Origin of the sequence: Xanthomonas sp. 3307 (assembly GCF_014199735.1) — a bacterium.
GTDB lineage: Bacteria > Pseudomonadota > Gammaproteobacteria > Xanthomonadales > Xanthomonadaceae > Xanthomonas_A > Xanthomonas_A rydalmerensis.
This window is the reverse complement of sequence record NZ_JACHOG010000005.1, coordinates 308306-330594: the sequence shown is the minus strand read 5'-3', so window position 1 is coordinate 330594 and position 22289 is coordinate 308306. Positions and strand designations below refer to the sequence as shown.

20 protein-coding genes and 1 other RNA gene are annotated in these 22289 nt (G+C 69.0%); 10 read left to right on the top strand and 11 right to left on the bottom strand.

Annotation, left to right across the window (positions count from 1 at the left end):
* Nucleotides 1–79: 79 nt before the first annotated feature.
* The 5 genes from GGR64_RS14425 to GGR64_RS14405 all read left to right on the top strand — a co-directional run bounded on the left by GGR64_RS14425 (nt 80) and on the right by GGR64_RS14405 (nt 4531).
* On the top strand, nt 80–634 hold the full coding sequence (locus GGR64_RS14425) for an RNA polymerase sigma factor (RefSeq protein WP_048491386.1): 555 nt from the start codon (nt 80–82) through the stop codon (nt 632–634).
* Nucleotides 631–1782 (top strand): hypothetical protein, encoded by a 1152-nt coding sequence (locus GGR64_RS14420; protein WP_184646672.1) that lies wholly within the window; start codon nt 631–633, stop codon nt 1780–1782. The genes GGR64_RS14425 and GGR64_RS14420 overlap by 4 nt, the downstream gene beginning before the upstream one ends.
* Before the next feature lie 61 nt (nt 1783–1843).
* On the top strand, nt 1844–2437 hold the full coding sequence (locus tag GGR64_RS14415; RefSeq protein ID WP_053069767.1) for a YigZ family protein: 594 nt from the start codon (nt 1844–1846) through the stop codon (nt 2435–2437).
* On the top strand, nt 2434–4200 hold the full coding sequence (locus GGR64_RS14410) for an ABC transporter transmembrane domain-containing protein (RefSeq protein WP_184646670.1): 1767 nt from the start codon (nt 2434–2436) through the stop codon (nt 4198–4200). Before GGR64_RS14415 ends, GGR64_RS14410 begins: the two co-directional genes overlap by 4 nt.
* Before the next feature lie 118 nt (nt 4201–4318).
* Nucleotides 4319–4531, top strand: a complete 213-nt coding sequence (locus GGR64_RS14405; RefSeq protein WP_010344257.1) for a hypothetical protein — start codon at nt 4319–4321, stop codon at nt 4529–4531.
* A gap of 335 nt (nt 4532–4866) precedes the next feature.
* Here GGR64_RS14405 and GGR64_RS14400 read toward each other — a convergent pair whose 3' ends face one another.
* The 6 genes from GGR64_RS14400 to hrcA form a co-directional block, all read right to left on the bottom strand.
* Complete coding sequence (locus GGR64_RS14400) at nt 4867–5979, bottom strand: prephenate dehydrogenase (protein ID WP_160970465.1); 1113 nt, start codon at nt 5977–5979, stop codon at nt 4867–4869.
* Entirely contained in the window at nt 5976–6896 is a 921-nt protein-coding gene (pdxY, locus tag GGR64_RS14395; RefSeq protein WP_184646668.1) for a pyridoxal kinase, read from the bottom strand. Before pdxY ends, GGR64_RS14400 begins: the two co-directional genes overlap by 4 nt.
* A 389-nt stretch (nt 6897–7285) precedes the next feature.
* Entirely contained in the window at nt 7286–8419 is a 1134-nt protein-coding gene (gene dnaJ / locus GGR64_RS14390) for a molecular chaperone DnaJ (RefSeq protein WP_184447719.1), read from the bottom strand.
* A gap of 160 nt (nt 8420–8579) precedes the next feature.
* The gene (dnaK, locus tag GGR64_RS14385; RefSeq protein WP_184646666.1) at nt 8580–10505 is read right to left on the bottom strand and encodes a molecular chaperone DnaK; all 1926 of its coding nucleotides are present in this window, start codon (nt 10503–10505) and stop codon (nt 8580–8582) included.
* Between the two features lie 144 nt (nt 10506–10649).
* Nucleotides 10650–11171: a nucleotide exchange factor GrpE gene (gene grpE, locus GGR64_RS14380; protein ID WP_184646664.1), complete on the bottom strand. Its 522-nt coding sequence runs from the start codon at nt 11169–11171 to the stop codon at nt 10650–10652.
* A gap of 163 nt (nt 11172–11334) precedes the next feature.
* Complete coding sequence (hrcA, locus tag GGR64_RS14375) at nt 11335–12393, bottom strand: heat-inducible transcriptional repressor HrcA (protein ID WP_160970457.1); 1059 nt, start codon at nt 12391–12393, stop codon at nt 11335–11337.
* Nucleotides 12394–12504: 111 nt separating this feature from the next.
* Here hrcA and recN point away from each other — a divergent pair, with 111 nt between their 5' ends.
* Nucleotides 12505–14166 (top strand): DNA repair protein RecN, encoded by a 1662-nt coding sequence (gene recN / locus GGR64_RS14370; protein WP_160970455.1) that lies wholly within the window; start codon nt 12505–12507, stop codon nt 14164–14166.
* A 707-nt stretch (nt 14167–14873) separates the two neighbouring features.
* On the opposite strand, the gene fur is transcribed toward recN, so the two are convergent.
* Entirely contained in the window at nt 14874–15296 is a 423-nt protein-coding gene (fur, locus tag GGR64_RS14365) for a ferric iron uptake transcriptional regulator (RefSeq protein WP_160970453.1), read from the bottom strand.
* Between the two features lie 103 nt (nt 15297–15399).
* Between fur and bamE the strand changes: the two genes are divergently transcribed.
* On the top strand, nt 15400–15798 hold the full coding sequence (bamE, locus tag GGR64_RS14360) for an outer membrane protein assembly factor BamE (protein ID WP_160970451.1): 399 nt from the start codon (nt 15400–15402) through the stop codon (nt 15796–15798).
* A 27-nt stretch (nt 15799–15825) separates the two neighbouring features.
* Here the strand turns inward: bamE and GGR64_RS14355 are convergent, their stop codons facing one another.
* On the bottom strand, nt 15826–16080 hold the full coding sequence (locus tag GGR64_RS14355) for an RnfH family protein (RefSeq protein WP_184447716.1): 255 nt from the start codon (nt 16078–16080) through the stop codon (nt 15826–15828).
* A gap of 5 nt (nt 16081–16085) precedes the next feature.
* Nucleotides 16086–16517 carry an SRPBCC family protein gene (locus GGR64_RS14350; RefSeq protein ID WP_160970447.1) on the bottom strand — a complete coding sequence of 144 codons (432 nt, stop codon included), beginning with the start codon at nt 16515–16517 and terminating at the stop codon, nt 16086–16088.
* 59 nt (nt 16518–16576) lie between these two features.
* Between GGR64_RS14350 and smpB the strand changes: the two genes are divergently transcribed.
* Nucleotides 16577–17080, top strand: coding sequence for an SsrA-binding protein SmpB (gene smpB / locus GGR64_RS14345; protein WP_160970445.1), 504 nt, complete (start codon nt 16577–16579; stop codon nt 17078–17080).
* 288 nt (nt 17081–17368) lie between these two features.
* Here smpB and GGR64_RS14340 read toward each other — a convergent pair whose 3' ends face one another.
* The gene (locus GGR64_RS14340) at nt 17369–19618 is read right to left on the bottom strand and encodes a S8 family peptidase (protein ID WP_184646738.1); all 2250 of its coding nucleotides are present in this window, start codon (nt 19616–19618) and stop codon (nt 17369–17371) included.
* A 561-nt stretch (nt 19619–20179) separates the two neighbouring features.
* Here GGR64_RS14340 and ssrA point away from each other — a divergent pair.
* Nucleotides 20180–20531: a transfer-messenger RNA gene (gene ssrA / locus GGR64_RS14335) on the top strand.
* A gap of 229 nt (nt 20532–20760) precedes the next feature.
* Nucleotides 20761–21270: an SHOCT domain-containing protein gene (locus GGR64_RS20730; protein WP_221236219.1), complete on the top strand. Its 510-nt coding sequence runs from the start codon at nt 20761–20763 to the stop codon at nt 21268–21270.
* Nucleotides 21271–21483: 213 nt separating this feature from the next.
* Here GGR64_RS20730 and GGR64_RS14325 read toward each other — a convergent pair whose 3' ends face one another.
* Complete coding sequence (locus GGR64_RS14325) at nt 21484–22287, bottom strand: SDR family oxidoreductase (RefSeq protein ID WP_184646662.1); 804 nt, start codon at nt 22285–22287, stop codon at nt 21484–21486.
* Between the last annotated feature and the right edge of the window lie 2 nt (nt 22288–22289).

The following is a 22289-nucleotide window of genomic DNA, read 5'->3' as shown; positions in this document are numbered from 1 at the left end:
ACTTCCGCCATCGCCGCCCGCGTCGCGACTCCCGCCTCCCGACTATGCGCCGGCCCGGGGAACGCTTAGGCTTGCCGCCGTGGACGCCCCGGTCGAAGCGAGCGACGAAGCCCTGATGCTGGCCTACGCGGCCGGCGACGCGCGTGCGTTCGAGACCTTGTACCTGCGTCACCGCGGCCGCCTGTACCAATACCTGCTGCGGCAGCTGCGCGACCGTGCGCTGGCCGAAGAACTGTTCCAGGACGTGTGGCAGCGGGTGATCGCCGCACGCCTGGACTGGCAGCCGCAGGCCGCGTTCACCACCTGGCTGCTGCGCATCGCCCACAATCGGCTCGGCGACCATTGGCGCGCGGCCAGGCATCGTCCGCCGGCACCGGCCGACGCCGACCTGCGCACGGCCCGCGTGCAGGACCCCGACACCCCGGAGCGGCAATTGTCGGCCTTCGAACAACGGCGCCAACTGCAACTGGCCCTGGATGCGCTTCCCGAGGAGCAACGCGACGTGCTGCTGCTGCGCCTGGAGCAGGAATTGAGCCTGGACGAGATCGGGCAGATCACCGGTGTCGGCCGCGAGACGGTCAAGTCGCGGCTGCGTTATGCGATGGACAAACTGCGCGCGAGGTTGGGCGGATGAGCGCCGACGAACCGCTGACCCCGGAAGAGCGCGCGCTCGCCGAACACTTGCGCCTGGGCCGGCAGGCGCTGCCGCCGCCGGCGCTGGATGCGGCGATCCTGGCCGCCGCGCGCGCGGCGGTCGCGCCGGGTGCCAACGAGATCGCGGAATATCCCAGCAGCGCTGCGGAAAGGGCTCGGGCGCAGACCGCCGCGGCGACGCCCACGCCGATACCGGCACCAGCGTCGGCAACGACCTCTCTCCCCACAGCGCCGCCCCCCGCGCCGCGCGCCGCAGCGCGCTCGCGCTGGCCGACCTGGCTCGGCCTGGCCGCCTCGCTGGTGCTGGTGGCGGGCATCGCCTGGCGCGGGCGCCCGCCGGCGCCCTCCGTGCCGGCCCCCGCACCGGCAGCGGTGCCTGCGCCTGCGCCGGCAGCCGCTCCCACCACCGACGCCAGGCCTGCGCCCGTCGCATCGCCGGCACCTTCCTCAGAGCAGCAGGCGCAGGCCACCGACGCGGCGGCGGCCTCCGAGACAGCAGTTCCCGCCCCTGCGGCCTCGGCGCGTATGGCCACGGAGGCACCTGCCGCACCACTACCGGAGCGTGCACCGCAGGCGCACAAGCCGACGCCCGCGCAGAGCATGACGCCTCCCGCACCAGCGGCCGTGGTGACGCCCGCGGCACCGCCGACCCCGGCCCCACCGCCGCCGGCCATCGCGGCCGACAGCAGCGAGTCGTCTCCGGAACCGGCTACCGAACAGCAAGCCGTCCCTGCCGCGAAGACCTTGCGCGCACCGGCGCGCGCGACAACGGCGCAGGACAGCTTGACCCGCAGCGCACCCAGCGACAACGCCCGCCAGGCCAAGCTGGCGAACTCCGCGCGCACGCAGGCCAGTGCGGCCGAATCGTCAGATGCCCTCTCGCTGCGCCCATCGACGTCGCCTGCTGCGCCCGCTGCCGCGTTGCCGCAGCCCCTGCCCGCCGCAGCCGCAGTGGAGGTGGCAGTGGAGGCAGACGCGCAGCTGTCGCCACGCCGCTGGCTGCAGCGGATCCGCGAGCGCCGCGACAGCGGCGAACTGGACGCCGCCCGTGCCAGCCTGCTGCGCTTCCAGCGCACACACCCGCACCGCGCGGTGCCCGCCGACCTGCGCAGGCTGTTGCAGGACTGAGCGGCGTGGTGCCGGCGCCTGCGCAGCAGGCCGGCGTCGCGTCTCGTCTACAATGCCGCCGATGCCCGATACGCTCCCGCACCCCGTCAGCCACAGCGTGGAGATCAAGCACAGTCGCTTCCTGGCCCACGCCGCACCGATCGCCGACGCCGGTGCGGCCCTGGCGTTCCTGCAACAGGTGACGGTGGCCGACGCCACCCACAATTGCTGGGCCTACCGCCATGGCGACGAGTACCGCTCCAGCGACGACGGCGAGCCCGCCGGTACCGCCGGCCGCCCGATCCTGGCGGCGATCGACGGCCAGGGCTTCGACCGTGTGGTGGTGGTGGTCACACGCTGGTACGGCGGCATCAAGCTCGGTGCCGGCGGCCTGGTCCGCGCCTACGGCGGCAGCGCCGCAGAATGCCTGCGGCTGGCGCCGCGACAACCGCTGCTGGCCTTGAGCCTGCTCACCCTGCACTGCGGCTTCGACGACCTGGGCGCGGTGCATGCCGCGCTCAGCGCCTGCGCCGCGGAGAAACTCGATGAACGCTTCGATGCCGGCGGCGCCGAACTGCGCCTGCGCCTGCCCAGCGATCGCGTGGACGCCTTGAAAACCCGCCTGCGCGACGCCACTCGCAATCGTGTCCGCTGTTCGGAACCCGCCCCCGCATGAACACCCCGTCGGCCGACCAGGCCAAGTCGCTGCGCAGACTCGGCAGCCTGCGCACCCTGTGGCCGTTCGTGCGTCGTCGGCGCGGCCTGCTCGTCGCCTGGCTGGTGGCGCTGGCGATCTCCTCCAGCGCCACGCTGAGCCTGCCGGTGGCGGTGCGACAGATGATCGACCACGGCTTCAGCGACAGCAGCCGCATCAATCAATCCTTCGCCCTGCTGTTCGCGGTCGCGCTGGTGCTGGCGGTGGCCACCGCCACGCGCTTCTACTTCGTGTCGCTGCTCGGCGAGAAGGTGGTCGCCGATCTGCGCGAACGCCTGTACACGCATCTGATCGGCCTGCATGCCGGCTTCCACGACCGCAACCGCAGCGGCGAACTGGTCTCGCGCCTGTCCGCCGACAGCGAACTGCTGCGCGGGGTGATCGGCAGCACCATGTCGGTGGCGTTGCGCAGCACGGTCACGGCGATCGGCAGCGTGGTGATGCTGTGCGTCACCAGCCCGCATCTGGCCGCCTATACCCTGCTCGGCATCCCGCTGGCGGTCCTGCCGATCGTGCTCGGCGCGCGGCGGCTGCAGAAGATCTCGCGCGCCAGCCAGGACCGCGTCGCCGACGCCAACACCCTGGCCGCCGAGACCCTGGGCGCGGTGCGCACGGTGCAGGCGTATGCGCGCGAAAGGTACGAACGCGGCCGCTTCGGCGAGGCGCTGGCGCAGACCGTGGCGGTGGCGCGACGCCGGGTCGGCGCGCAGGCACTGATCACCGCCGCCGCGATCGTGCTGATCTTCGGCGCCATCGTGCTGGTGCTGTGGTCGGGCGCGCACGAAGTGGCCGCCGGCGAACTCAGCGCCGGCGCGCTCGGCCAGTTCGTGCTGTACGCCATGTTCGGCGGCGGCTCGGTCGCCTCGCTGGCCGAAGTCTGGAACGACCTGCAGCGCGCGGCCGGCGGCATGGGCCGCATCGCCGAACTGTTTCAGGAACGCCCCGAAATCGTCGCGCCGGCGCAGCCGCTTGCGCTGCCGCAGCCGCTGCGCGGCGAGGTGCGCTTCGACAACGTCAGCTTCCGCTATCCGCAGCGCCCAGACCACCCGGCGCTGGACGGCTTCGATCTGCACGTGCGGCCCGGCGAGAGCGTGGCGCTGGTCGGCCCCTCCGGCGCCGGCAAGAGCACGGTGCTGGCACTGCTGATGCGCTTCCACGATCCGCAATCGGGCAGCGTGCAGGTGGACGGCCGCGACCTGCGCACATTGGATCCATTGCAGCTGCGCGAGGCGATCGGGCTGGTGCCGCAGCACCCGACCCTGTTCGCCGCCAGTGCCGCCGACAACATCCGCTACGGCCGGCTCGAGGCCAGCGAGGCCGAGGTCGAGGCTGCGGCGCGTGCGGCCGAAGCCGATGCGTTCCTGCGACAGTTGCCCGACGGCTACGCCAGCGAACTGGGCGAGCGCGGCGCACGCCTGTCCGGCGGCCAGCAGCAGCGCATCGCCATCGCCCGCGCCCTGCTCAAGGACGCGCCGATCCTGCTGCTGGACGAAGCCACCAGCGCCCTGGACGCGCAGAGCGAAAATGCCGTGCAGCATGCGCTGGAGCGGCTGATGGCCGGACGCACCACCCTGGTGATCGCGCACCGCCTGGCCACCGTGCTCAAGGCCGACCGCATCGTAGTGATGGATCACGGCCGCATCGTCGCCCAGGGCACCCACGCCGAGCTGCTGGCGCAGGACGGGCTATACGCGGAACTCGCTCGCCTGCAGTTCATCGACTGAGCACGCCGCGCTAACGGCGGCGGGACTACGGTCGAGCCGCGTCTGCTGCGGTCCGCGCGTGTCGCGGCCACCGCTGCAGCGTCCCGCATTCGATGCAGCGTTCGACAGGAGGCTCCCGATGTCCTTTCGCCAATTGCCTGCCCTCGGTCCCGACGGCGAGGCCTATCTGATCACTGAGTTCCAGGACGATGCGCCGCGCCAGCAGCAGGCGCAGCACGACCCGCACGCCGACAGCGGACTGCGCTACGAATTGGCCGATGGCCGCAAGCTGATCCGCCGCGGCCAGCAGTTCGTCACCACCGGCGGCGAACTGACCTTGACTGCAGTCTAGCGTTACGGCCTCGCGCTGTGGTCGCGCCCCGTCATCGCCTCTGGCGTTCGGGGCGCTGGCGATGCGCTGGTCATTTTTTCGCCAGGTGACTTGACAGGCCCGCTACGCAAGGCGCGCCGACAGTTATCCACATGTTTGCGCCGTGACCATCCACATGCGCTGTGGATGGATTTCGGGGTGGGGTCGTCCGTCGGGTGATCCCACGTGGTTCAGGCTGCACGGTCGCGGCTGAAGCCGCTCCTACGGCAGCGTAGAGGTCGTTGGGTCCTTGTAGGAGCGGCTTCAGCCGCGACCATGAACCCGAGAAATCGCGCAATCGACAATCACCGCGCAACTCAACCCACCAGCACCCGCCCAATCCCGCTGGCATCGATTTCCGCCGCAGCGGCACGTACTGCCGCAGCGTCGCTGCCCGGATCGAAGCCGAGCCGGAAATGCAGTTCGCCCGCCTGCGTGCGCGAAGAATGGATCGAGGCCAGGTTGACGCCATGGCGTTCGAACACGTGCAACAGCGCGCGCAGCGAGCCGGCGCGGTCCTCGGGCAGATACACGCTGAGCGTCATCTGCTCGGTCAGATCGGCCAGCAGGTATCCCACCCGCTCGTAGCTGTAGTTGCCCTGGGCGATCGCCGCCTCACCCAGCGCCTGGCGGTTGGCGTCGAGGAACTCCGCGCGGAACTGCGCACGTGCCGCATCGTCGCCGCGGCCGACCTGGTCGCGCAGCCGCGACAGCTGCGCGATCAGTCCATCGAGCACGCTGCCGACATGCGGATTGCCGAACTGGATGTCTTCGTAGATGGCCGGATTCAGCGCCAGGATGCGCGCGATGATCGCGGTGTCCAGTTCGAACGAGGCCGAGCGGTATGGCAGCAAGGCCTGCAACGGCCCCAACGCTGGCGCATGCTCGCGCAGCACGCCGGCCTGGGCCAGGTGCGTGGCATGGACCATCGCCTGCACCAGCGCCATCACCCGGTCGTGGTGCTCGGGCGTGGTGCGCACGCACTCGCCTTCCAGCGCCGTGCACATGCGCTGCAGCCAGGGCTGCCACTGCGCCACCCGCGCCTCGCAGACCACCAGCACGCGGCCCTTGAGCGTGGGCGACTTCGGCGGCGCCGTCATGGGATGCAGCCCGGCCACTTCCGCCTGCGAGGCCAGCATCGCCGCCACCGGCGCGGCCTTGACCGAGGTGACGTCCAGCCACAGCTGGCCGCGTTCGCGGCCGCCGGCGCGCTGCACGTACTCGCCGATCAGCGCCGGCGTGTGCCGGATCGGGGCGGAGAAGATCAGTACCTGCGCCTGTTGCAGCAGCGCCTCCGGTGCCAGCGACTGCGGATCGGCCGGATCGTGGCCGATCACCTCCAACTGCATGCGCTCGCGGAAGAAGCGGCTCAGCCAGCGGCCATAGGCGCCGGCACTGCCGACGATGCCGACGACCGGGCGCAGGCTCACGCCAGGCGCTCGGCGACGAAGCGCAGCGGCGTCGCCAACGCGGCCGGCGCCGCTGCCAGCACGTCCAGTTCTTCCACATCCGCGGCCAGGGTCGCCTCCAGCGCCGCATGCACACCGGCGATGGCGCGGCCGATCGCCGCCTCGAAGCTGTCGCCGCGCAGCAGGAACGCCACCAGCAGCGCCATCAGCACATCGCCGGTGCCGGCCACGTCCACCGGCAGCAGCGGCGAGCACCAGCGATAGACCGACTCGCGGCTCACCGCCAGCGTCACCAACTGCCCGGCATCGCCGCCGACGCTGTGGGCGAGCACCCACTGCGGGCCACGCGCCAGCAACACCCGCGCCGCGGCGATCGCCTCGTCCTGGGCCAGCGCCGGCATGCCGGTCAGGCGGCCGAGTTCGAATGCATTCGGCGTCACCAGCCACGCATGCGGCAACAGGCGCTCGGCGAAGATCGCTTCCAGTCCCGGTTCCACGTAGGGACCGGTATGCGTATCGCCGATCACCGGGTCCAGGCAGTAGCGCAGCGTCGGGCACTGCGGCAGCGTGGCGTCGAGCCAGTCGGCGAAGGCGGCGCCATTGCCGACGCTGCCGAAGTAGCCGGACACCAGCATGCGCGCGCGTTGCGGCAGGCCGCGTTCGCTGGCGCCGAGCAGCAGGTCGGCGAACCAGTCCGACGGCAGCACCTTGCCGCGCAAGGTCGCGTAGAACGGCGCATTGCTCAGCAGCGTGGTCGGAATCTCCGCCACGCGCAGGCCCAGCGCGCGCAACGGCGGCACTGCCGCGCTGTTGCCGGCGTGGCCGTAGACGAGTTGCGACTGCACGGAAATGACGTCGACCGGCACCGGCCCGTCGGGTCGCTGGCGGCGACCATGGATGAGATGACTGGCGGCGGAACTGTCGGCGGGAGTGTTCATCGCCGTAGTGTAGCGCCGGCGCAATGACGCCCAGCGGCGCGCGCATCCGTGGCGTTGCGAGGCTTTCAGCAACAACGGCCTCAGCTGCGACGCTCCGACGAGAAAGCGTCGCGGCTGAAGCCGCTTCTACAACGGGGGCCAGGATGCGGGAAAAAGCCCACGCATCCGGAATCTAAAGTTTCCATTTCCGCTCTGCTCAGCGAGCAGAACATTCCAGCGTAGGAGCGGCTTCAGCCGCGACGCTTTGGCGATAACGCATCGGGGCTGAAGCCCCTTCCACAAAAAAACACTGCGACGCGGAACAACACCGGGAACATCCAAGACCCCGGCTTTCAATAGCCGCAGGCTGGCCATCCCGAATCCCGAATCACCAATCCCGAATCCCAGCCTTACGACGTCATCCGATCCCAGAACCCCTTCACCCCATCGATGAAGGTCGCCGACTTGGGCGAATGCTTGCGCGCGTCCTCGCCGGTGAAGGTGGCCTCGAACTGCTCCAGCAGCTTGCGCTGGTCGGCAGTGAGGTTGACCGGCGTCTCCACCACCACCCGGCAGTACAGGTCGCCTTCGCTGCGGCTGCGCACCGAACGCACGCCCTTGCCGCGCAGGCGGAACAGCTTGCCGGTCTGGGTCTCGGCCGGAATGCGGATCTCCGCCTCGCCGCCGAGGGTGGCCACGCGCACGGTGTCGCCCAGGGCCGCCTGCGAGATGCGGATCGGCACCTCGCAGTGCAGGTCGTCGCCGTCGCGCTGGAAGATCGGATGCTCACGCACCCGCACTTCCACGTACAGATCGCCTGGCGGAGTGCCGGCCGGACCCGCTTCGCCCTCGCCCGACAGGCGGATGCGGTCGCCATTGTCGACGCCGGCGGGGATCTTCACCGACAGCACCTTGGTCTCTTCCACGCGCCCGGCGCCATGGCACACGCCGCACGGGTTCTGCACGGTCTGGCCGCGGCCGGCACAATGCGGGCAGGTCTGCTGCATGGCGAAGATGCCGCGCTGGATACGGACCTGGCCGCGCCCGTGGCAGGTCACGCAGGTCTCGACCTTGCCGTCCTCCGAGCCGCTGCCGTGGCAGTGCTCGCATTCGCTCAGGGTCGGAATCTCGATGCGGCGCTCGATGCCGGCCACCGCTTCTTCCAGGTCCAGCTCCAGCACGTAGCCGATGTCGGCGCCACGCCGCGGCGCACGCCCGCCACCACCACCGGCGCCACCGAAGATGTTGCCGAAGATGTCGCCGAAGATGTCGCCCATGTCCGGGCCGCCAGGGCCGCCGCCCATCCCGCCCATGCCGTGCTCGAACGCGGCGTGGCCGTGCGCGTCGTACATGCGCCGGCGGTTGCCATCGGACAGCACCTCATAGGCTTCCTTGCATTCCTTGAACGCGGCCTCGGCGGCGTGGTCGCCGGGATTGCGGTCCGGGTGGAACTTCATCGCGCAACGGCGATAGGCCTTCTTCAGCTCGTCGTCGCTGGCGGTGCGGGCCACACCCAGCACTTCGTAATAGTCGCGTTTGCTCATGGGGCGGGGATTCGAGATTCGGGAGTCGGGATTCGTTCAACGCAAAAGCGGAGAGCCTCGGCTCTTCCGCTTCTGCAAGCACTGCATGGACAGGGAACGGGAGCGGAGACCGCAAGGCGACGCCTTGCGCATCCCCAATCCCCAATCCCCGATCCCGGCCTTACTTCTTGTCGTCCTTGACCTCGGTGAACTCGGCGTCGACCACGTCGTCGGACTGGGCCGAGGACGCATGCGCGCCGCCGGCGTTGCCGCCCGGCTGCTGCTCGCCCGCCGCCGCGGCCGCGTACAGCGACTGACCGGCCTCTTCCAGCGCCTTGGTCTTGGCCTCGATCTGGCCCTTGTCGTCGCCCTTCATCGCGGTTTCCAGGTCCGCCAGCGCCGACTCGACCTTGCCGATCAGGTCGCCGCCGACCTTGCTGCCGTGCTCGGTGATCGCGCTGCGGGTGGCGTGGATCAGGCCGTCGGCCTGGTTGCGCGCCTGCACCAGCTCGTGGAACTTCTTGTCTTCCTCGCGGTTGGCTTCCGCGTCGGCGACCATCCGCTGGATCTCGTCGTCCGACAGACCGGAACCGGCCTTGATCTCGACCTTCTGTTCCTTGTTGGTCTTCTTGTCCTTGGCCGACACGTGCAGGATGCCGTTGGCGTCGATGTCGAAGGACACCTCCACCTGCGGCAGGCCGCGCGGCGCCGGCTCGATGCCGGACAGGTCGAACTTGGCCAGCGACTTGTTGTAGCGGGCCTGTTCGCGCTCGCCCTGCAGCACGTGCACGGTCACCGCCGACTGGTTGTCCTCGGCGGTGGAGAACACCTGCGAGGCCTTGGTCGGGATGGTGGTGTTCTTCTCGATGATCTTGGTGAACACGCCGCCCAGGGTCTCGATGCCCAGGCTCAGCGGGGTCACGTCGAGCAGCAGCACGTCCTTGACGTCGCCGGCCAGCACGCCGCCCTGGATCGCGGCGCCCAGCGCCACGGCCTCGTCGGGGTTGACGTCCTTGCGCGGCTCCTTGCCGAAGAACTCGGCCACCGCCTGCTGCACCTTCGGCATGCGGGTCTGCCCACCGACCAGGATCACCTCGGTGATGTCGCTGGCGCGCAGGCCGGCGTCGTTCAGCGCGGTGCGGCACGGGTCGATGGTGCGCTTGACCAGGTCCTCCACCAGCGCCTCGAGCTTGGCCCGGGTCAGCTTGATGTTGAGGTGCTTCGGGCCCGACGCGTCGGCGGTGACGTACGGCAGGTTGACTTCGGTCTGCTGCGAGGACGACAGCTCGATCTTGGCGCGCTCGGCGGCGTCCTTCAGGCGCTGCAGCGCCAGCGGATCCTTGCGCAGGTCGATGCCCTGATCCTTGTTGAACTCTTCCACCAGGTAGTCGATGACGCGTTTGTCGAAGTCTTCGCCGCCCAGGAAGGTGTCGCCGTTGGTGGCCAGCACTTCGAACTGCTTCTCGCCGTCGACGTTGGCGATCTCGATGATCGACACGTCGAAGGTGCCGCCGCCCAGGTCGTACACCGCGATCTTGCGGTCGCCGCCCTGGCCCTTGTCCAGGCCGTAGGCCAGCGCCGCGGCGGTCGGCTCGTTGATGATGCGCTTGACGTCCAGGCCGGCGATGCGGCCGGCGTCCTTGGTCGCCTGGCGCTGGCTGTCGTTGAAGTACGCCGGCACGGTGATGACCGCCTCGGTGACGGTCTCGCCCAGGAACGCCTCGGCGGTCTTCTTCATCTTCTCCAGCACCTGCGCGGAGATTTCCTGCGAGGCCAGCTTGCGGCCGTCGGCGGTGGCCACCCAGGCGTCGCCGTTGTCGTGCTGGACGATGCCGTACGGGACCAGGCCGATGTCCTTCTGCACCTCGGCGTCGGTGAACTTGCGGCCGATCAGGCGCTTGACTGCATAGAAGGTGTTCTTGGGGTTGGTGACGGCCTGGCGCTTGGCCGAGGCGCCCACCAACACTTCGCCGTCCTTGGTGTAGGCGACGATCGAAGGCGTGGTGCGGTCACCCTCGGAATTCTCGATGACGCGGGCCTTGCCGCCGTCCATGATCGCCACGCACGAGTTGGTCGTGCCCAGGTCGATGCCGATGATCTTGCCCATTGCAATGACTCCTGAAAGGTCGTGTAGCCGGCCAGTGCCGGGATCTGGTTCGGATATAGGGATGGCCGCCAGTCATTCAAGCCATCGCCGCAAATTAGCGTTCCACTGCCGCCGCACCGGGTTCAGGCGCGGGCGGCCGCGAACTCAGTCGTGCTTGGCCACCACCACCAGGGCGGGCCGCAGCAGGCGGTCGTTGAGCAGGTAGCCCTTCTGGAACACCTGGATCACGTGGCCCGGGGCGACGCCCTCGGCCTCGGCCTGGCTGATCGCCTGGTGATGCTCCGGGTTGAACGGCTCGCCGGTCGGGTCGAGCAGGGTCAGGCCGTTGTCGGCGGCGACCTTGAGCAGCTGCTTGTAGGTCAGCTCCAGGCCGTCGCGCAGCGGGCTGGGCTCGCTGCCGGCGGCGGTCAGGCCCGCATCCAGACTGTCGAACACCGGCAGCAGATCGCCGAGCAGGCGCTCGTTGGCGAACTTGCGCGCCTGCTCCACGTCGCGGGCGATGCGCTTGCGCTGGTTCTCCAGGTCGGCCCGCTCGCGCAGGGCGTCGGCCTTGACCAGGGCCAGCTCACTGCGCAGCGTCTCCACTTCCGCCTGCAGCGGATCGGTCGAGGGCTGCTGCGCCTCGGTCAGGTGTTCGGAATCGAATTCGGGGTGTTCTTGCGTCATGTCCGGGTCCCTGGCGGGGTGCGTCCCGCCTTACCGGACCACCTATGTGGGCGGTGCCGGCGGATTCAAGGGAATCCGGGATTGGGGAGTCGGGATTGGGGGTTGCGCGAGCCCGGCGGAAACGCCGGCTGGCGGACGGCGCCGCGGTGCCCTGCGCGCTGGCTCAGCGGTCGCCTTGCGGGGACGGGTCCAGGCGGGCGCCGAGGACGTCGGCGGCGGTCTGGACCAGGGGGATGACCCGGTCGTAGTCCATGCGCTTGGGGCCGATCACGCCGAGTACGCCCAGTACCTGGCCGCCGGCCATGTATGGGGCGGTCACCAGCGACACGCTCTCCAGCGGCACCATGCCGGTCTCCTCGCCGATGAAGATGCGCACGCCGGGTGCGCGGATGGTGCGTTCGAGCAGTTGCAGGATCTCGCGCTTGCTGGCGAAGACCTCGAACAGTTCGCGCAGCCGCTCCAGGTCCGACAGGTCCTGCACGCCCATCAGCTTGGTCTGCCCGGCCAGCACCATGTCGTCGCCGGCCGGCGCCAGCGCCTGCTCGGCCAGCTCGACGCTGTGCGCCAGCAACTGCTCCATCTCGTCGCGCGCATGGCGCAGGTCGCGCAGCAGGCTGGCGCGGATGTCGGCCAGCGCGCGCCCGGCGAAATGGCGGTTCAGATAATTGGCCACCTGCTCCAGCTCGGCCGGCTCGTAGGCCTTGCGCGGCTCGATGACCCGGTTCTGCACCTCGTTGTCGGCGAACACCAGGATCGCCAGCACCCGCCGCGCGTCCAGCGGCACGAAGTCGATGTGCCGGAAGGCGAACTGCTCGCGCTTGGGCGCGCTGACCACGCCGACGAAGTGGGTCATCGCCGACAGCAGTTCCGAGGCACTGCCCAGCAGCGCCTGGGTGCCGGCGGCATTGGCCATCTCCGCGCGCAGCCGCGCCACCTCGCCTTCGGCCGGCGGACGCATCTGCACCAGGCTGTCGACGAACACCCGGTAGCCGGTGGCGGTGGGCACGCGCCCGGCCGAGGTGTGCGGCGAGCTGAGCAGGCCGGCGTCCTCCAGGTCGGCGAGGATGTTGCGGATCGTCGCCGGACTCACGTCCAGGCCGGCGTGCCGGGCCAGGGTCTGCGAGCCGACCGGCTCGCCGTCACGGATATAGCGCGAGATCAGCGTCCGCAGCAGCTGCCGGGCACGCGGATCGAGGCTGGAATGGACCGGGGAAGCGCGCATGGAATCAACCCGTGAGACTGGCCCTTAGATAATGGCTGCACGCCGGCTTGGCAAGTCATTGGCCCACCTACCCGCGCATGCTAGCGTTGCGCGGCCCCGGAAGCAGACCCCATGCTCAGACATCTCTCGATCAAGGATTTCGCCGTCGTACGCGGCACCGAACTGGAATTCGGCCCAGGCATGACCGTGGTGTCCGGCGAAACCGGCGCCGGCAAGTCGCTGATGGTGGACGCGCTCGGCTTCCTGTCCGGGCTGCGCGCCGACAGCGGCGTGGTCCGCCACGGCGCCGACCGCGCCGAGTTGTCGGCCGAGTTCGTCGCCCCGGCCCCGGCCCGCGCCTGGCTGCGCGAGAACGAACTCGACGACGAGGAGCACTGCCAACTGCGCCGGGTGATCCGCGCCGATGGCGGCTCCCGCGCCTGGATCAACGGGCGCCCGGTGACCCTGTCGCAACTGGCGGAGCTGGCTGGCCACCTGGTCGAGATCCACGGCCAGCACGAACACCAGGCCCTGCTCTCGCGCGGCAGCCAGCTCGGCCTGCTCGACGCCTACGCCCGCAACGACGCCGAACGCGCCGCGGTGCGCGCCGCCGCCGCCCGCTGGCAGGGCCTGCTCAGCGAGCGCGAGACCTTGCTGGCGCAGGGCGATGTCAGCGACCGCATCGGTTTCCTGCAGCACCAGCTGGCCGAACTGCAGCGCGAGGACCTGGACCCGGCGGCGATCGCCGCCCTGGATGCCAACCACCGTCGCCAGGCCCACGCCGCCGCGCTGATCGGCGCCTGCGAGGGCGCGGCGCAGCGGCTCAACGGCGACGAGGCGCCGGCCGTGCTGGACCTGTTGCAGCAGACCCGCCACGAACTCGGCAAGGTCGGCGAGTACGACCCGCGCCTGGCCGAAGTGCAGGCGCTGATCGACAGCGCCGGCATCCAGTTGGAGGAAGCGCTGGCGCTGATCGACCGGGTCCGCGACGACCTAGACGCCGACCCGGCGCAGTTCGATGAGATGGAACGCAAGCTCGGCCGCCTGCACGACCTGGCGCGCAAGCACCGCATCGGCGTGGACGCGCTGGCCGAACACCGCGACGCCCTGCTCGCCGAAGTGGAGAGCCTGCGCGGCGCCGGCGAGCGGCTGGACGTGCTCGACGCCGAGATCGCCCAGGCCACCCAGGCCTGGCGCGACGCCGCGGCCGCCCTGACCGCCACCCGCGACCGCGGCGCACAGGCGCTGTCGCACGACACCACCGCCCTGATCGGTGAACTGGGCATGGGCGGCGGCCGCTTCCTGATCCAGCTCGAGCCGCACGACACCGAACGGCCGGACCCGGCCGGCGCCGAGCGGGTCGAGTTCCTGGTCGCCGCCAACGCCGGGCAGCCGCCGCGCGCCCTGCGCAAGGTCGCCTCCGGCGGCGAACTGTCGCGCATCTCGCTGGCGATCGAGGTCGCCGCGCTGGGCCTGGACGCCGTCCCAACCATGGTCTTCGACGAAGTGGACTCGGGCATCGGCGGCGCCGTCGCCGACATCGTCGGCAAGAAGCTGCGCGCGCTCGGCGAGCAGCGCCAGGTACTGTGCGTGACCCACCTGCCGCAGGTCGCCGCGCAGGGCCACGCCCACTACCGGGTCAGCAAGGCACCGGTCGAAGGCATGACCCAGAGCTCGGTGGAACTGCTGGCGCCGCGCCAGCGCGAGGAAGAACTGGCGCGGATGCTGGGCGGTGTCGAGGTCAGCAAGGAAGCCCGCGCGGCCGCCAAGCGGCTGCTGCTCAGCGCGGGCTGACTGGCCGGTCGCGGGGTCCAGGGTGCGCCGACCCTTGCGCGTACCGCCCTGCTCGATACAGGCGGCCGACGCCCGATCACAGGTTGGCTAAGCTCCGGCGTTAGGCGCCTGTGCGAATGCGCAAGGGCCGGCGCCCTGGCCCGCACCAGCCGCGACGGAAGTTAAGCACAGGAAACTGAAGCCCCTCTCCCACCGGGAGAGGGGTTGGGGTGAGGGTCGGGCGCGGAGCGACCCGCCGACGTGATCCACGCAACTACACACGGACACTCATCCGCCCCTTCTGGGCACCTCTCCCGGTGGGAGAAGGGAACAGCCGCTAGCCCCTCTCCCACCGGGAGAAGGGTTGGGGTGAGGGTTCGGCGCGGAGCGACCCGCCGACGTGATCCACGCGGCTACACCCGGACCCTCATCCGTCCCTTCGGGGCAGCGTCTCCCGGTGGGAGAAGGGAACAGCCGCTAGCCCCTCTCCCGCCGGGAGAGGGGTTGGGGTGAGGGTCCGGCGCGGAGCGACCCACCGACGTGATCCACGCGGCTACACCCGGACCCTCATCCGTCCCTTCGGGGCAGTGTCTCCCGGTGGGAGAAGGGAACAGGCGCTAGCCCCTCTCCCACCGGGAGAGGGGTTGGGGTGAGGGTACGTCGGCGAAGCCCCGCGCATCGCCAGCACAGGAAAGGACAACACCGGCCGACTTCACCGGCGCCAACACTTACCCCTTCCTGCCGCTCGGCCGCTTGCTGCGCACGTACAGCACCAGAGAATGCTCTTCCAGCTCGTAGCCGTGATCGGCGGCGATCTTGCGCTGCAATTCCTCGATTTCCGCGCTTTCGAACTCGATGATCTTGCCGGTATCCACGTCCACCATGTGGTCGTGGTGGCCACCACGGTCCAGTTCGTACACTGCCTGGCCGCCCTCGAAATTGTGCTTGAGCACCAAGCCGGCCGCCTCGAACTGGGTCAGCACCCGGTACACCGTGGCCAGGCCGATCTCGTCGCCGTGGTCCAGCAACTGCCGATAGATCTCCTCGGCGGTCATGTGGTGCCGCGCCGATTTCTGCTCCAGCAGCTCGAGGATGCGCATCCGCGGATGCGTGACCTTCAGGCCGACTTTGCGCAGATCGTGGGATTCCATGGCGTCTCCGTTCATAGCTGGTTTATCGCCAGCTGCCTGGGAATGGGTCGCGGCGGTCCCTGGGAGTGTATCATCGACGCGATTTCATTCAGCCCTGTCCCCGATGCGCAATCTCCTGCTGGTCGCCGCTGTTGCCCTGTCCACCGCTGGCTGCGGCATCATTTACAAGCAGCCCATCTACCAGGGCAACCTGATCAAGCCGTCGGCCGTGGACCAGCTCAAGGTCGGACAAAGCAAGCAGCAGGTCAGCGCGCTGCTGGGCAGCCCCTCGATCCCGGATCCGTTCCACGCGCAGCGCTGGGACTACACCTCCACCGAGCGTGTCGATCGCGTGGGCCATACCGAGATCAAGAACTTCGTCGTGTTCTTCGACAACGACATGGTCACCCGCTGGGAAGGCGACTACTTCCCGGATCAGGACGAAGAGCTGGCCAAGAACAGCGTGCGCCAGTTCGGCCGCAACCTGGCCAAGGACAAGAAGAAGCAGCGCCGCGGCGAATGACCCGGCGGCCGCGTCGCGCCCCGCCGCTCAGCGCGGCTTGGCGCGGCGCCGCCTGGCGTCCTTGGGGTCGATCAGCAACGGCCTGAGCAGTTCCACCCGGTCGCCGTCCTGCAGCAGCCGCGTCGGTGCGGCGACTTCGCCATAGACCGCGCACGGCATGCCCGGCGTCGCCTCGGGCATCGCGGCAGCGGCCAGCGCATCGGCCACCGTCGCGCCCTCCGGCAGCTCCAGCCGCTGCGACACGAAGCGCTCCGGCCAGGCCAGCACCACCTCGACCTGCATGGCGGCTAGGCCTGTTCCCGGTCGGCCACGCGCACGAAGTCGTTGACCATGCGGTCGGCCAGGCTCTGGAAACCCAGCGCCAGCGCGGGCCCCAGCAGGCGCGAGGCGGGCTCGAAGTCGAGCATCAGGCTGACCTTGCTGGCGTGCTCGTTGAAGCCCTGGAAGGTCCACTGCCCCTGCAGGCGCTTGAACGGACCGTCGCGCAGCTGCATATCGATGCGATCCGGGCGCTCAAGGCTGTTCTCGGTGGTGAACCAGGTGCGGAACGAGCCCAGCCCCAGGTCCAGCCGCGCCACCAGGAAGCGGTCGCTCTGCTCGAGAATATGGGCCGCGTCGCACCAGGCGAACCGGCGCGGATAGGCGGCGACGTCGTTGACCAGATCGAACATGCGCGTTGCGGCGTGTTCGACCAGAGCGCTGCGGCGGATGATAGGCATTCGGGACGGGAAGTGGGACCAAGACGTTCGGGAGGCCCCGAATCGGAGACAATAGCAAGATGAGCAAGAAACCCGTCAAGGATAAAGCAAACGGCGCGGCGGCCAACAAGACCATCGCCCTGAACAAGCGCGCGCGCCACGAGTACCACCTGGAGGACCGCTACGAGGCGGGCCTGGCCCTGCAAGGCTGGGAGGTGAAGTCGATCCGCGCAGGCCGCGCCAACATCGGCGAGAGTTATGCGTTCGTGCGCCAGGGCGAGCTGTTCCTGTTCGGCGCGCAGATCACCCCGTTGATCCAGGCCTCCACCCACGTGGTCGCCGACGACCGGCGCACGCGCAAGCTGCTGCTGCACCGGAACGAGATCGACAAGCTGATCGGCCGCGTCGAACGCGACGGCTACACCCTCGTACCCACCGCGATGTACTGGAGCAAGAACAAGATCAAGCTCGAGATCGCGCTGGCCAAGGGCAAGCAGGACCACGACAAGCGCAACGCGGCCAAGGACCGCGACTGGGCTCGCGACAAGCAGCGGATCATGCGCCGGCACAACAAGAATGCCTGAGGGGCCGGGATTGGGGATTGGGGATTGGGGATTCGCAACGGCGGGCGCCCTGCCCGCCAATCCCGAATCACCAACCCCAGCCGCATCGCGCCGCGGCTGAAGCCGCTCCCACACGGCAGGCCGCGCTGCACAGGGAATCGCCGTTGCGAATTCCAAATCCCGAACCTTCTAACTCCAATCTCAGCGTCTGGCGGCTAAAGCCGACACCCGCAGACGGGCAAGCAACCGGGGAGCCGTCGTTGCGAATCCCCATTCCCGAATCCCCAATCCCCAATCCCCGCCCCCCACTCACGTCCCGCCAAGCATCCGCATCAAGCTGGGCAGGCCGGCGCCCTGCATGTAGCGATCGCGCTGCAGGTCCAGGCACTGCGCCAGCGTCAGTTGCTTGACCCGGTCCGGGGTGCCGATGAACTCGCGGCGCACCGACAGGAACGCGGCGATCAGCCCCGAGACATGCGCCGCGGCCATGCTGGTGCCACTCATTTCCACCATCCAGGTGCCTGGATCCTCGACCACATAACCATGGTGCGCCGACAGGATCTTTTCGCCCGGCGCGACCAGGTCGGGCTTGTAGCGGCCATCGGCCGTGGGGCCGCGCGACGAAAAATACGAAATGCCGTAGCTGTGCGGGCTGCTCTTGTGCACCGAGCCCACCGCCAGCGATTCCTCCAGGTTGGCCGGGTCGCCGATGCTCAGGTCCAGGTTCAGCGGATAGGCCTCGCCATCGCCCTGCATCAGCCAGGCCAGGCCATCGTTGCCGGCCGCGATCACCACCACCACGCCCTGCCGCCAGAGACGGCGCAGTTCGTTGCACAGCGGGGTGAAGCCGCAGCCGTAGCTCTCGGCGTCGAAGTAGCCGCCCAGGCTCAGGTTGACCCCGTGCACCACCAGTTCCCCGGCACGCTCGTTGAGTTCGGCCACCTGTTGTACGCCCTTGATGATCCAGGAATCGCGGCCGTTGCCGTCGTCGTCCAGCACCTTCAGCCCGTACAGCCGCGCCAGCGGCGCCATGCCGGCGAACTGCAGCGGCGCTGAGGTCGGCGCGCCCGGCAGCGGCGCCTCGCACTGCCCGGCGATGATGCCGGCCACATGCGTGCCGTGGCCGTTGCCGTCGAGCGTGTCGAAGCCGGCTTCGCCCGGACGCAACGCGCGCGGGCGTCCGCGCTGGGTGCAGTCCCACTGGGCAAGCACGGTCGACGGCTGCCCGGTGCTGTGGAAGTGCGGATGCGCCGCGGCGATGCCGCTGTCCAGCACCGCCCAGCCGATGCCGGCGCCGAGCGCGCGATAGGCCACCTGCGCCGCGTCCACCTGGATCGTGCTGCGCGACTGGTAGATCAGCGCGCGCTTGCCGGCATCGCGCCACAGGCGCTTGAGGTTGAGGTCGCGATAGCGCTCGCGCAGGCTTTCGATCTCGAACCGGGTCAGCCGCGCCGACACGTAGCGCTGCATGGTGTCCTCCAGTTCGATCTGCGCATCCAGCGCCTCGCCGTGCAGGCCGGTGGACGCCTGGGCGAGCGTACGCAACGCGGCGATCAGGTCATGCTTGCGCTGCGCCGAATCGCCGGCATCGGACAGCTTCTCGAGTTCGATCAGCACCTCGTGACGATAATCCGGCGCGCGCGCCTCCAACTGGTCGGACAGGTCCTTGATCAGTACCGGATGCGCGATCGGCTGATCGAAGCCCACGCCCACCGCGCGCCGCACCGCGGCCCGCACGTCGGGGATGGACAGGTAGCCGGCCGCCGAATGTGGGTTGTGCTGCCAATCCGGGTTGATCTTCGACCCGGCGATGTTCTGGAAGCGCCCCCCGGCATCGGCGATGTCGTCGCTGAGATCGTCGTCCAGCGCCACCGGGTCGCGCCGCTCGGCGACGTTGACCCAGCGCGCCACGCAGGGCGGAAACGGCAGCTTCGGCGTACCGGTCCACTCCTTGAACATGCTGCGCACCACCGGCAGCCCCAGTGGCGAGCCGAGCGTGAGCAGTAGGGAGACCTCGCAGTCCTGCGGCTGCAACTCGCGCAGCACGTCGTAGGCGATCAGCGAGCCCTGGCTGTGCGCGATCACCACGAACGGGCCGCCGCCGGCGCGGATACGCTGCAGCAGGCTCTCGCGCATCTGCGTGTGCCGCGCCGGCACGAAGAAGAAGTCGTGCACGTCCTGCAGCAGCGCCGCGGAGATCAGCTTGAGCAGCGCGCGGTTGACCACGTCGATCACGCCCTGCGCATGCACCTCGGCGGCCGCGGCAGCCGGTGCAGGCGCGGCCGTCTCCACCTCGTCCAGCAGTTGCTGCAGCCTTGCGCGCTCGGCGTCGCTGGCGGCCAGCGTGTCGGCGAGCTGGCGCAGATCGGCCAATTGCGGCACCACGCCGAGCGCGCTGAGCACGCGCTGCTCGGCCTGGTTCAACACCGGGCCGCGGTCCTGATCCTGGCAGTCGCCCGGTTCCGGCGACGGATAGCGTTCGCGATTGACCCAGTAGGCCATGCGCGTGCGCTCGCCCATCGCGCGGCCGAACAGGGCGCGGTCCCACTGGCAGCGCAACACCTCGGCCGGCGGCTTGTTGCCGATGCCATGGATGTAGACGACCGTACGTGCGCGCCCTTGCGCCAGCGAGCCTTCCCCCGTGGCCTTGGGCCGCGGTGCGGTGCCGGCCGGTGCCGTGGCGGCGGATGTCGCGGTGGCGCGTCCGCTCGCGCCGGGAGTCGTGACGTGTGACCTGCGCAGTGCATCGGCACGTGCCGATGCAGTTGCCTTCGTCGATGTGGCTGCCGGTGCCGGCGTCTTCGCCGCCTTGGCAGCACGGGCGCTGCCCGCTGTCGTCTTGCGCGGCGTTGCTGTCGGCTTGGCGGCGGATTTTGCCGATGCCTTGACCGGCGCCTTGCCGGGCGTGGACGCGGAGGACGTGACCGGTGCTTTCCGCGCGCGCCCGCTGCTGCGGCCACGCGGCTGTCTGCTTGCCATAGCGCTGCTCCATGCTGGGGGAACCGCGGCGCCGCAGGGGCAGCACCGGAGTGAAGCCAGCTTAAGCGTGGCCTGTCTCAAGACTTGTGACTGGCCTCCCCGATCCCTACACTGTGCAGGTCAGCGTTTGACGTTGTCCCCGGGGGTGCACTGGTTTCGACGGGGGTTGCAAAATCGCTTGGCGCATGCCGAGGGGGCAGCTTTCCTCGTAAATCCAGCCGCAAACTTATAGTTGCCAACGACGACAACTACGCACTGGCCGCTTAAGGCCTAGCCCCGAAATCGCTTGTGTCCGTGCTCGCGACGTAGGGTCATTATCACGGAATCGCCGGTGGTGGCTGCCTGTCAGCCATTGGCTAAATCAAGCAGGCTGGTCCCGGGATGCGCTTCGCACATCGTGCTGTTCCGGGGCGAGATCCAACGATGAGCTAAGCATGTAGTGCCGGGGATGGAGTGCCTTCGGACGGCGGTTCGATTCCGCCCACCTCCACCATCCAAACGTCCATGGACGTGCAAACAAAGCTGGAATCCCGATCGCATCGAGGTTTCCGGCTTTTTTTGTGCCTGATGCTGGCCGGCGACACGCGGGATGGACCCTGCGCAAAGCGCCGCGTTCGCCAACCTTGGCTCGGTCGGTCACGCGGTCGCATGCCATGATGAGCGGGGACGCCAACGGCCCAGCAGCGTTACCAGGTGCCGCGGCCACTCGCTGAGGAAGAACCATGAAACGCATTCTTTTCGTGTCCATGCTATGGATGGCACTGGCCGGCACCGCGCAGGCCGGTGAACCAGAGTTTGCGCAGGTGTCACCCGGCGTGTGGATGGTGACGGTCAAGAACCACGCCGGCATCTTCGCGAGCGCTGCGACGACCAAGCGCAAAGCGCTTCTCGCCGCTAACGCGTTCGCCTCCGCCAAGAACATGCAGGCGGTACCGGTGGCAATGGAAGCGGTGGACGCGAGCGGACCTGGCCAGTGGCCGTACGTCGAGTATCAGTTCCGTCTAGTTCCGCAAGGTTCCGATGAGACCGTCGGGTTGCAGCCGCGAGCCGACATGCAAATCGAGATAAATGCGAGCGCGAAATCGCCGGCCGCAACCGGCGACGCTCCGCACGCATTCGGCGCGCAGCTTGATCTATACACCGAACTGCTGAAGCTCGACGACCTACGGAAGAAAGGTCTGCTCACCGATGCCGAGTTCCAGGCGCAGAAAGCCAAGCTGTTGTCGCGCTAGCCGCGTCGAAAGCAGCACTCACGCAGTTGTTCTTCGTAAACGGCCCTGACGACCGTCACGTTGCCAGAGAACCAAACGCGCCGTACCCCATCACGCTTGCTGGCGTGGGAACCGACAGCATTTGGAGCAGCAGCCGAAAACACCTTTAGCGTCGACCATCGGCTCCTGCGCAACGCACAGGAGCATCGCCGCCGTCCCGATGTCAGTTCCGACTCAGCCCGCGATGGTCTGCACAGACCCCGAATCGACCCGGATGCCGGCACCATTGATGAAGCTGGCACGCTCGGAGCAGAGGAACGCGACCGCCGCCGCCACCTCTTCCGGCCGACCGCGCCGCTTGAGGACCATGCCGGGGCGTTCCTCGTCCAGGAACGAGGACACCGCTTCATCGAAGGTCACCCCCTTCTCCTTCGCGCGCTTGTGCATCATCGCGTCGGTCATCGGGGTATGGATGAACGCGGGCGACACCGTATTGACCAGCACGTTGTCGCCGCCGTAGGCCTTGGACAGGCCCTTGGCGAGGCTCAGGATCCCGGCTTTCGAAGCGCAATAGGCCAGCTCGTCCACGTAGGGCTGCACGGCGTCCTCGGACGCGAACAGCACGATGCGCCCCCAGCCGTTTCGGCGCATCGCGGGAATCGCTTCGCGACACATCCGCACCGCGCCCATCAGGTTGATGTCCAGCGTTTCGAGCCACCCCGCATCGCTCACGTCCAGGAAGTCGCCGGTCGCGCCGGTGACGCCGGCCGCGTTGACGTAGATATCCGGGTCGCCAAACTGCGCCCGGACCTGCGCCCAGATGTTCGCCACGTCCTGCGCACGCGTCACATCGCCTGCCACGGCGATCACTTCGCCCAGGCTCGACAGTTCGGATAGGGCCTCATCGAGCGTGCCGTCAGCACGGTCGGTGATGGCCACACGGACGCCGGCCTGCAATAGCTGCCGCGCGGTTTCCTTGCCCATGCCCGAGTCGGCGCCGCTGATCAGGGCGATGCGCTGGTTGATTCCAAGGTCCATGT

Excerpts from the sequence above, each read along its gene's own strand:
- GGR64_RS14420 (WP_184646672.1), top strand. The coding sequence starts at position 631 with ATGAGCGCCGACGAACCGCTGACCCCGGAAGAGCGCGCGCTCGCCGAA.
- GGR64_RS14415 (WP_053069767.1), top strand. The coding sequence starts at position 1,844 with ATGCCCGATACGCTCCCGCACCCCGTCAGCCACAGCGTGGAGATCAAG.
- GGR64_RS14410 (WP_184646670.1), top strand. The coding sequence starts at position 2,434 with ATGAACACCCCGTCGGCCGACCAGGCCAAGTCGCTGCGCAGACTCGGC.
- GGR64_RS14405 (WP_010344257.1), top strand. The coding sequence starts at position 4,319 with ATGTCCTTTCGCCAATTGCCTGCCCTCGGTCCCGACGGCGAGGCCTAT.
- pdxY (WP_184646668.1), bottom strand. The coding sequence starts at position 6,896 with ATGAACACTCCCGCCGACAGTTCCGCCGCCAGTCATCTCATCCATGGT.
- dnaJ (WP_184447719.1), bottom strand. The coding sequence starts at position 8,419 with ATGAGCAAACGCGACTATTACGAAGTGCTGGGTGTGGCCCGCACCGCC.
- dnaK (WP_184646666.1), bottom strand. The coding sequence starts at position 10,505 with ATGGGCAAGATCATCGGCATCGACCTGGGCACGACCAACTCGTGCGTG.
- grpE (WP_184646664.1), bottom strand. The coding sequence starts at position 11,171 with ATGACGCAAGAACACCCCGAATTCGATTCCGAACACCTGACCGAGGCG.
- hrcA (WP_160970457.1), bottom strand. The coding sequence starts at position 12,393 with ATGCGCGCTTCCCCGGTCCATTCCAGCCTCGATCCGCGTGCCCGGCAG.
- recN (WP_160970455.1), top strand. The coding sequence starts at position 12,505 with ATGCTCAGACATCTCTCGATCAAGGATTTCGCCGTCGTACGCGGCACC.
- fur (WP_160970453.1), bottom strand. The coding sequence starts at position 15,296 with ATGGAATCCCACGATCTGCGCAAAGTCGGCCTGAAGGTCACGCATCCG.
- bamE (WP_160970451.1), top strand. The coding sequence starts at position 15,400 with ATGCGCAATCTCCTGCTGGTCGCCGCTGTTGCCCTGTCCACCGCTGGC.
- GGR64_RS14355 (WP_184447716.1), bottom strand. The coding sequence starts at position 16,080 with ATGCAGGTCGAGGTGGTGCTGGCCTGGCCGGAGCGCTTCGTGTCGCAG.
- GGR64_RS14350 (WP_160970447.1), bottom strand. The coding sequence starts at position 16,517 with ATGCCTATCATCCGCCGCAGCGCTCTGGTCGAACACGCCGCAACGCGC.
- smpB (WP_160970445.1), top strand. The coding sequence starts at position 16,577 with ATGAGCAAGAAACCCGTCAAGGATAAAGCAAACGGCGCGGCGGCCAAC.
- GGR64_RS20730 (WP_221236219.1), top strand. The coding sequence starts at position 20,761 with ATGAAACGCATTCTTTTCGTGTCCATGCTATGGATGGCACTGGCCGGC.
- GGR64_RS14325 (WP_184646662.1), bottom strand. The coding sequence starts at position 22,287 with ATGGACCTTGGAATCAACCAGCGCATCGCCCTGATCAGCGGCGCCGAC.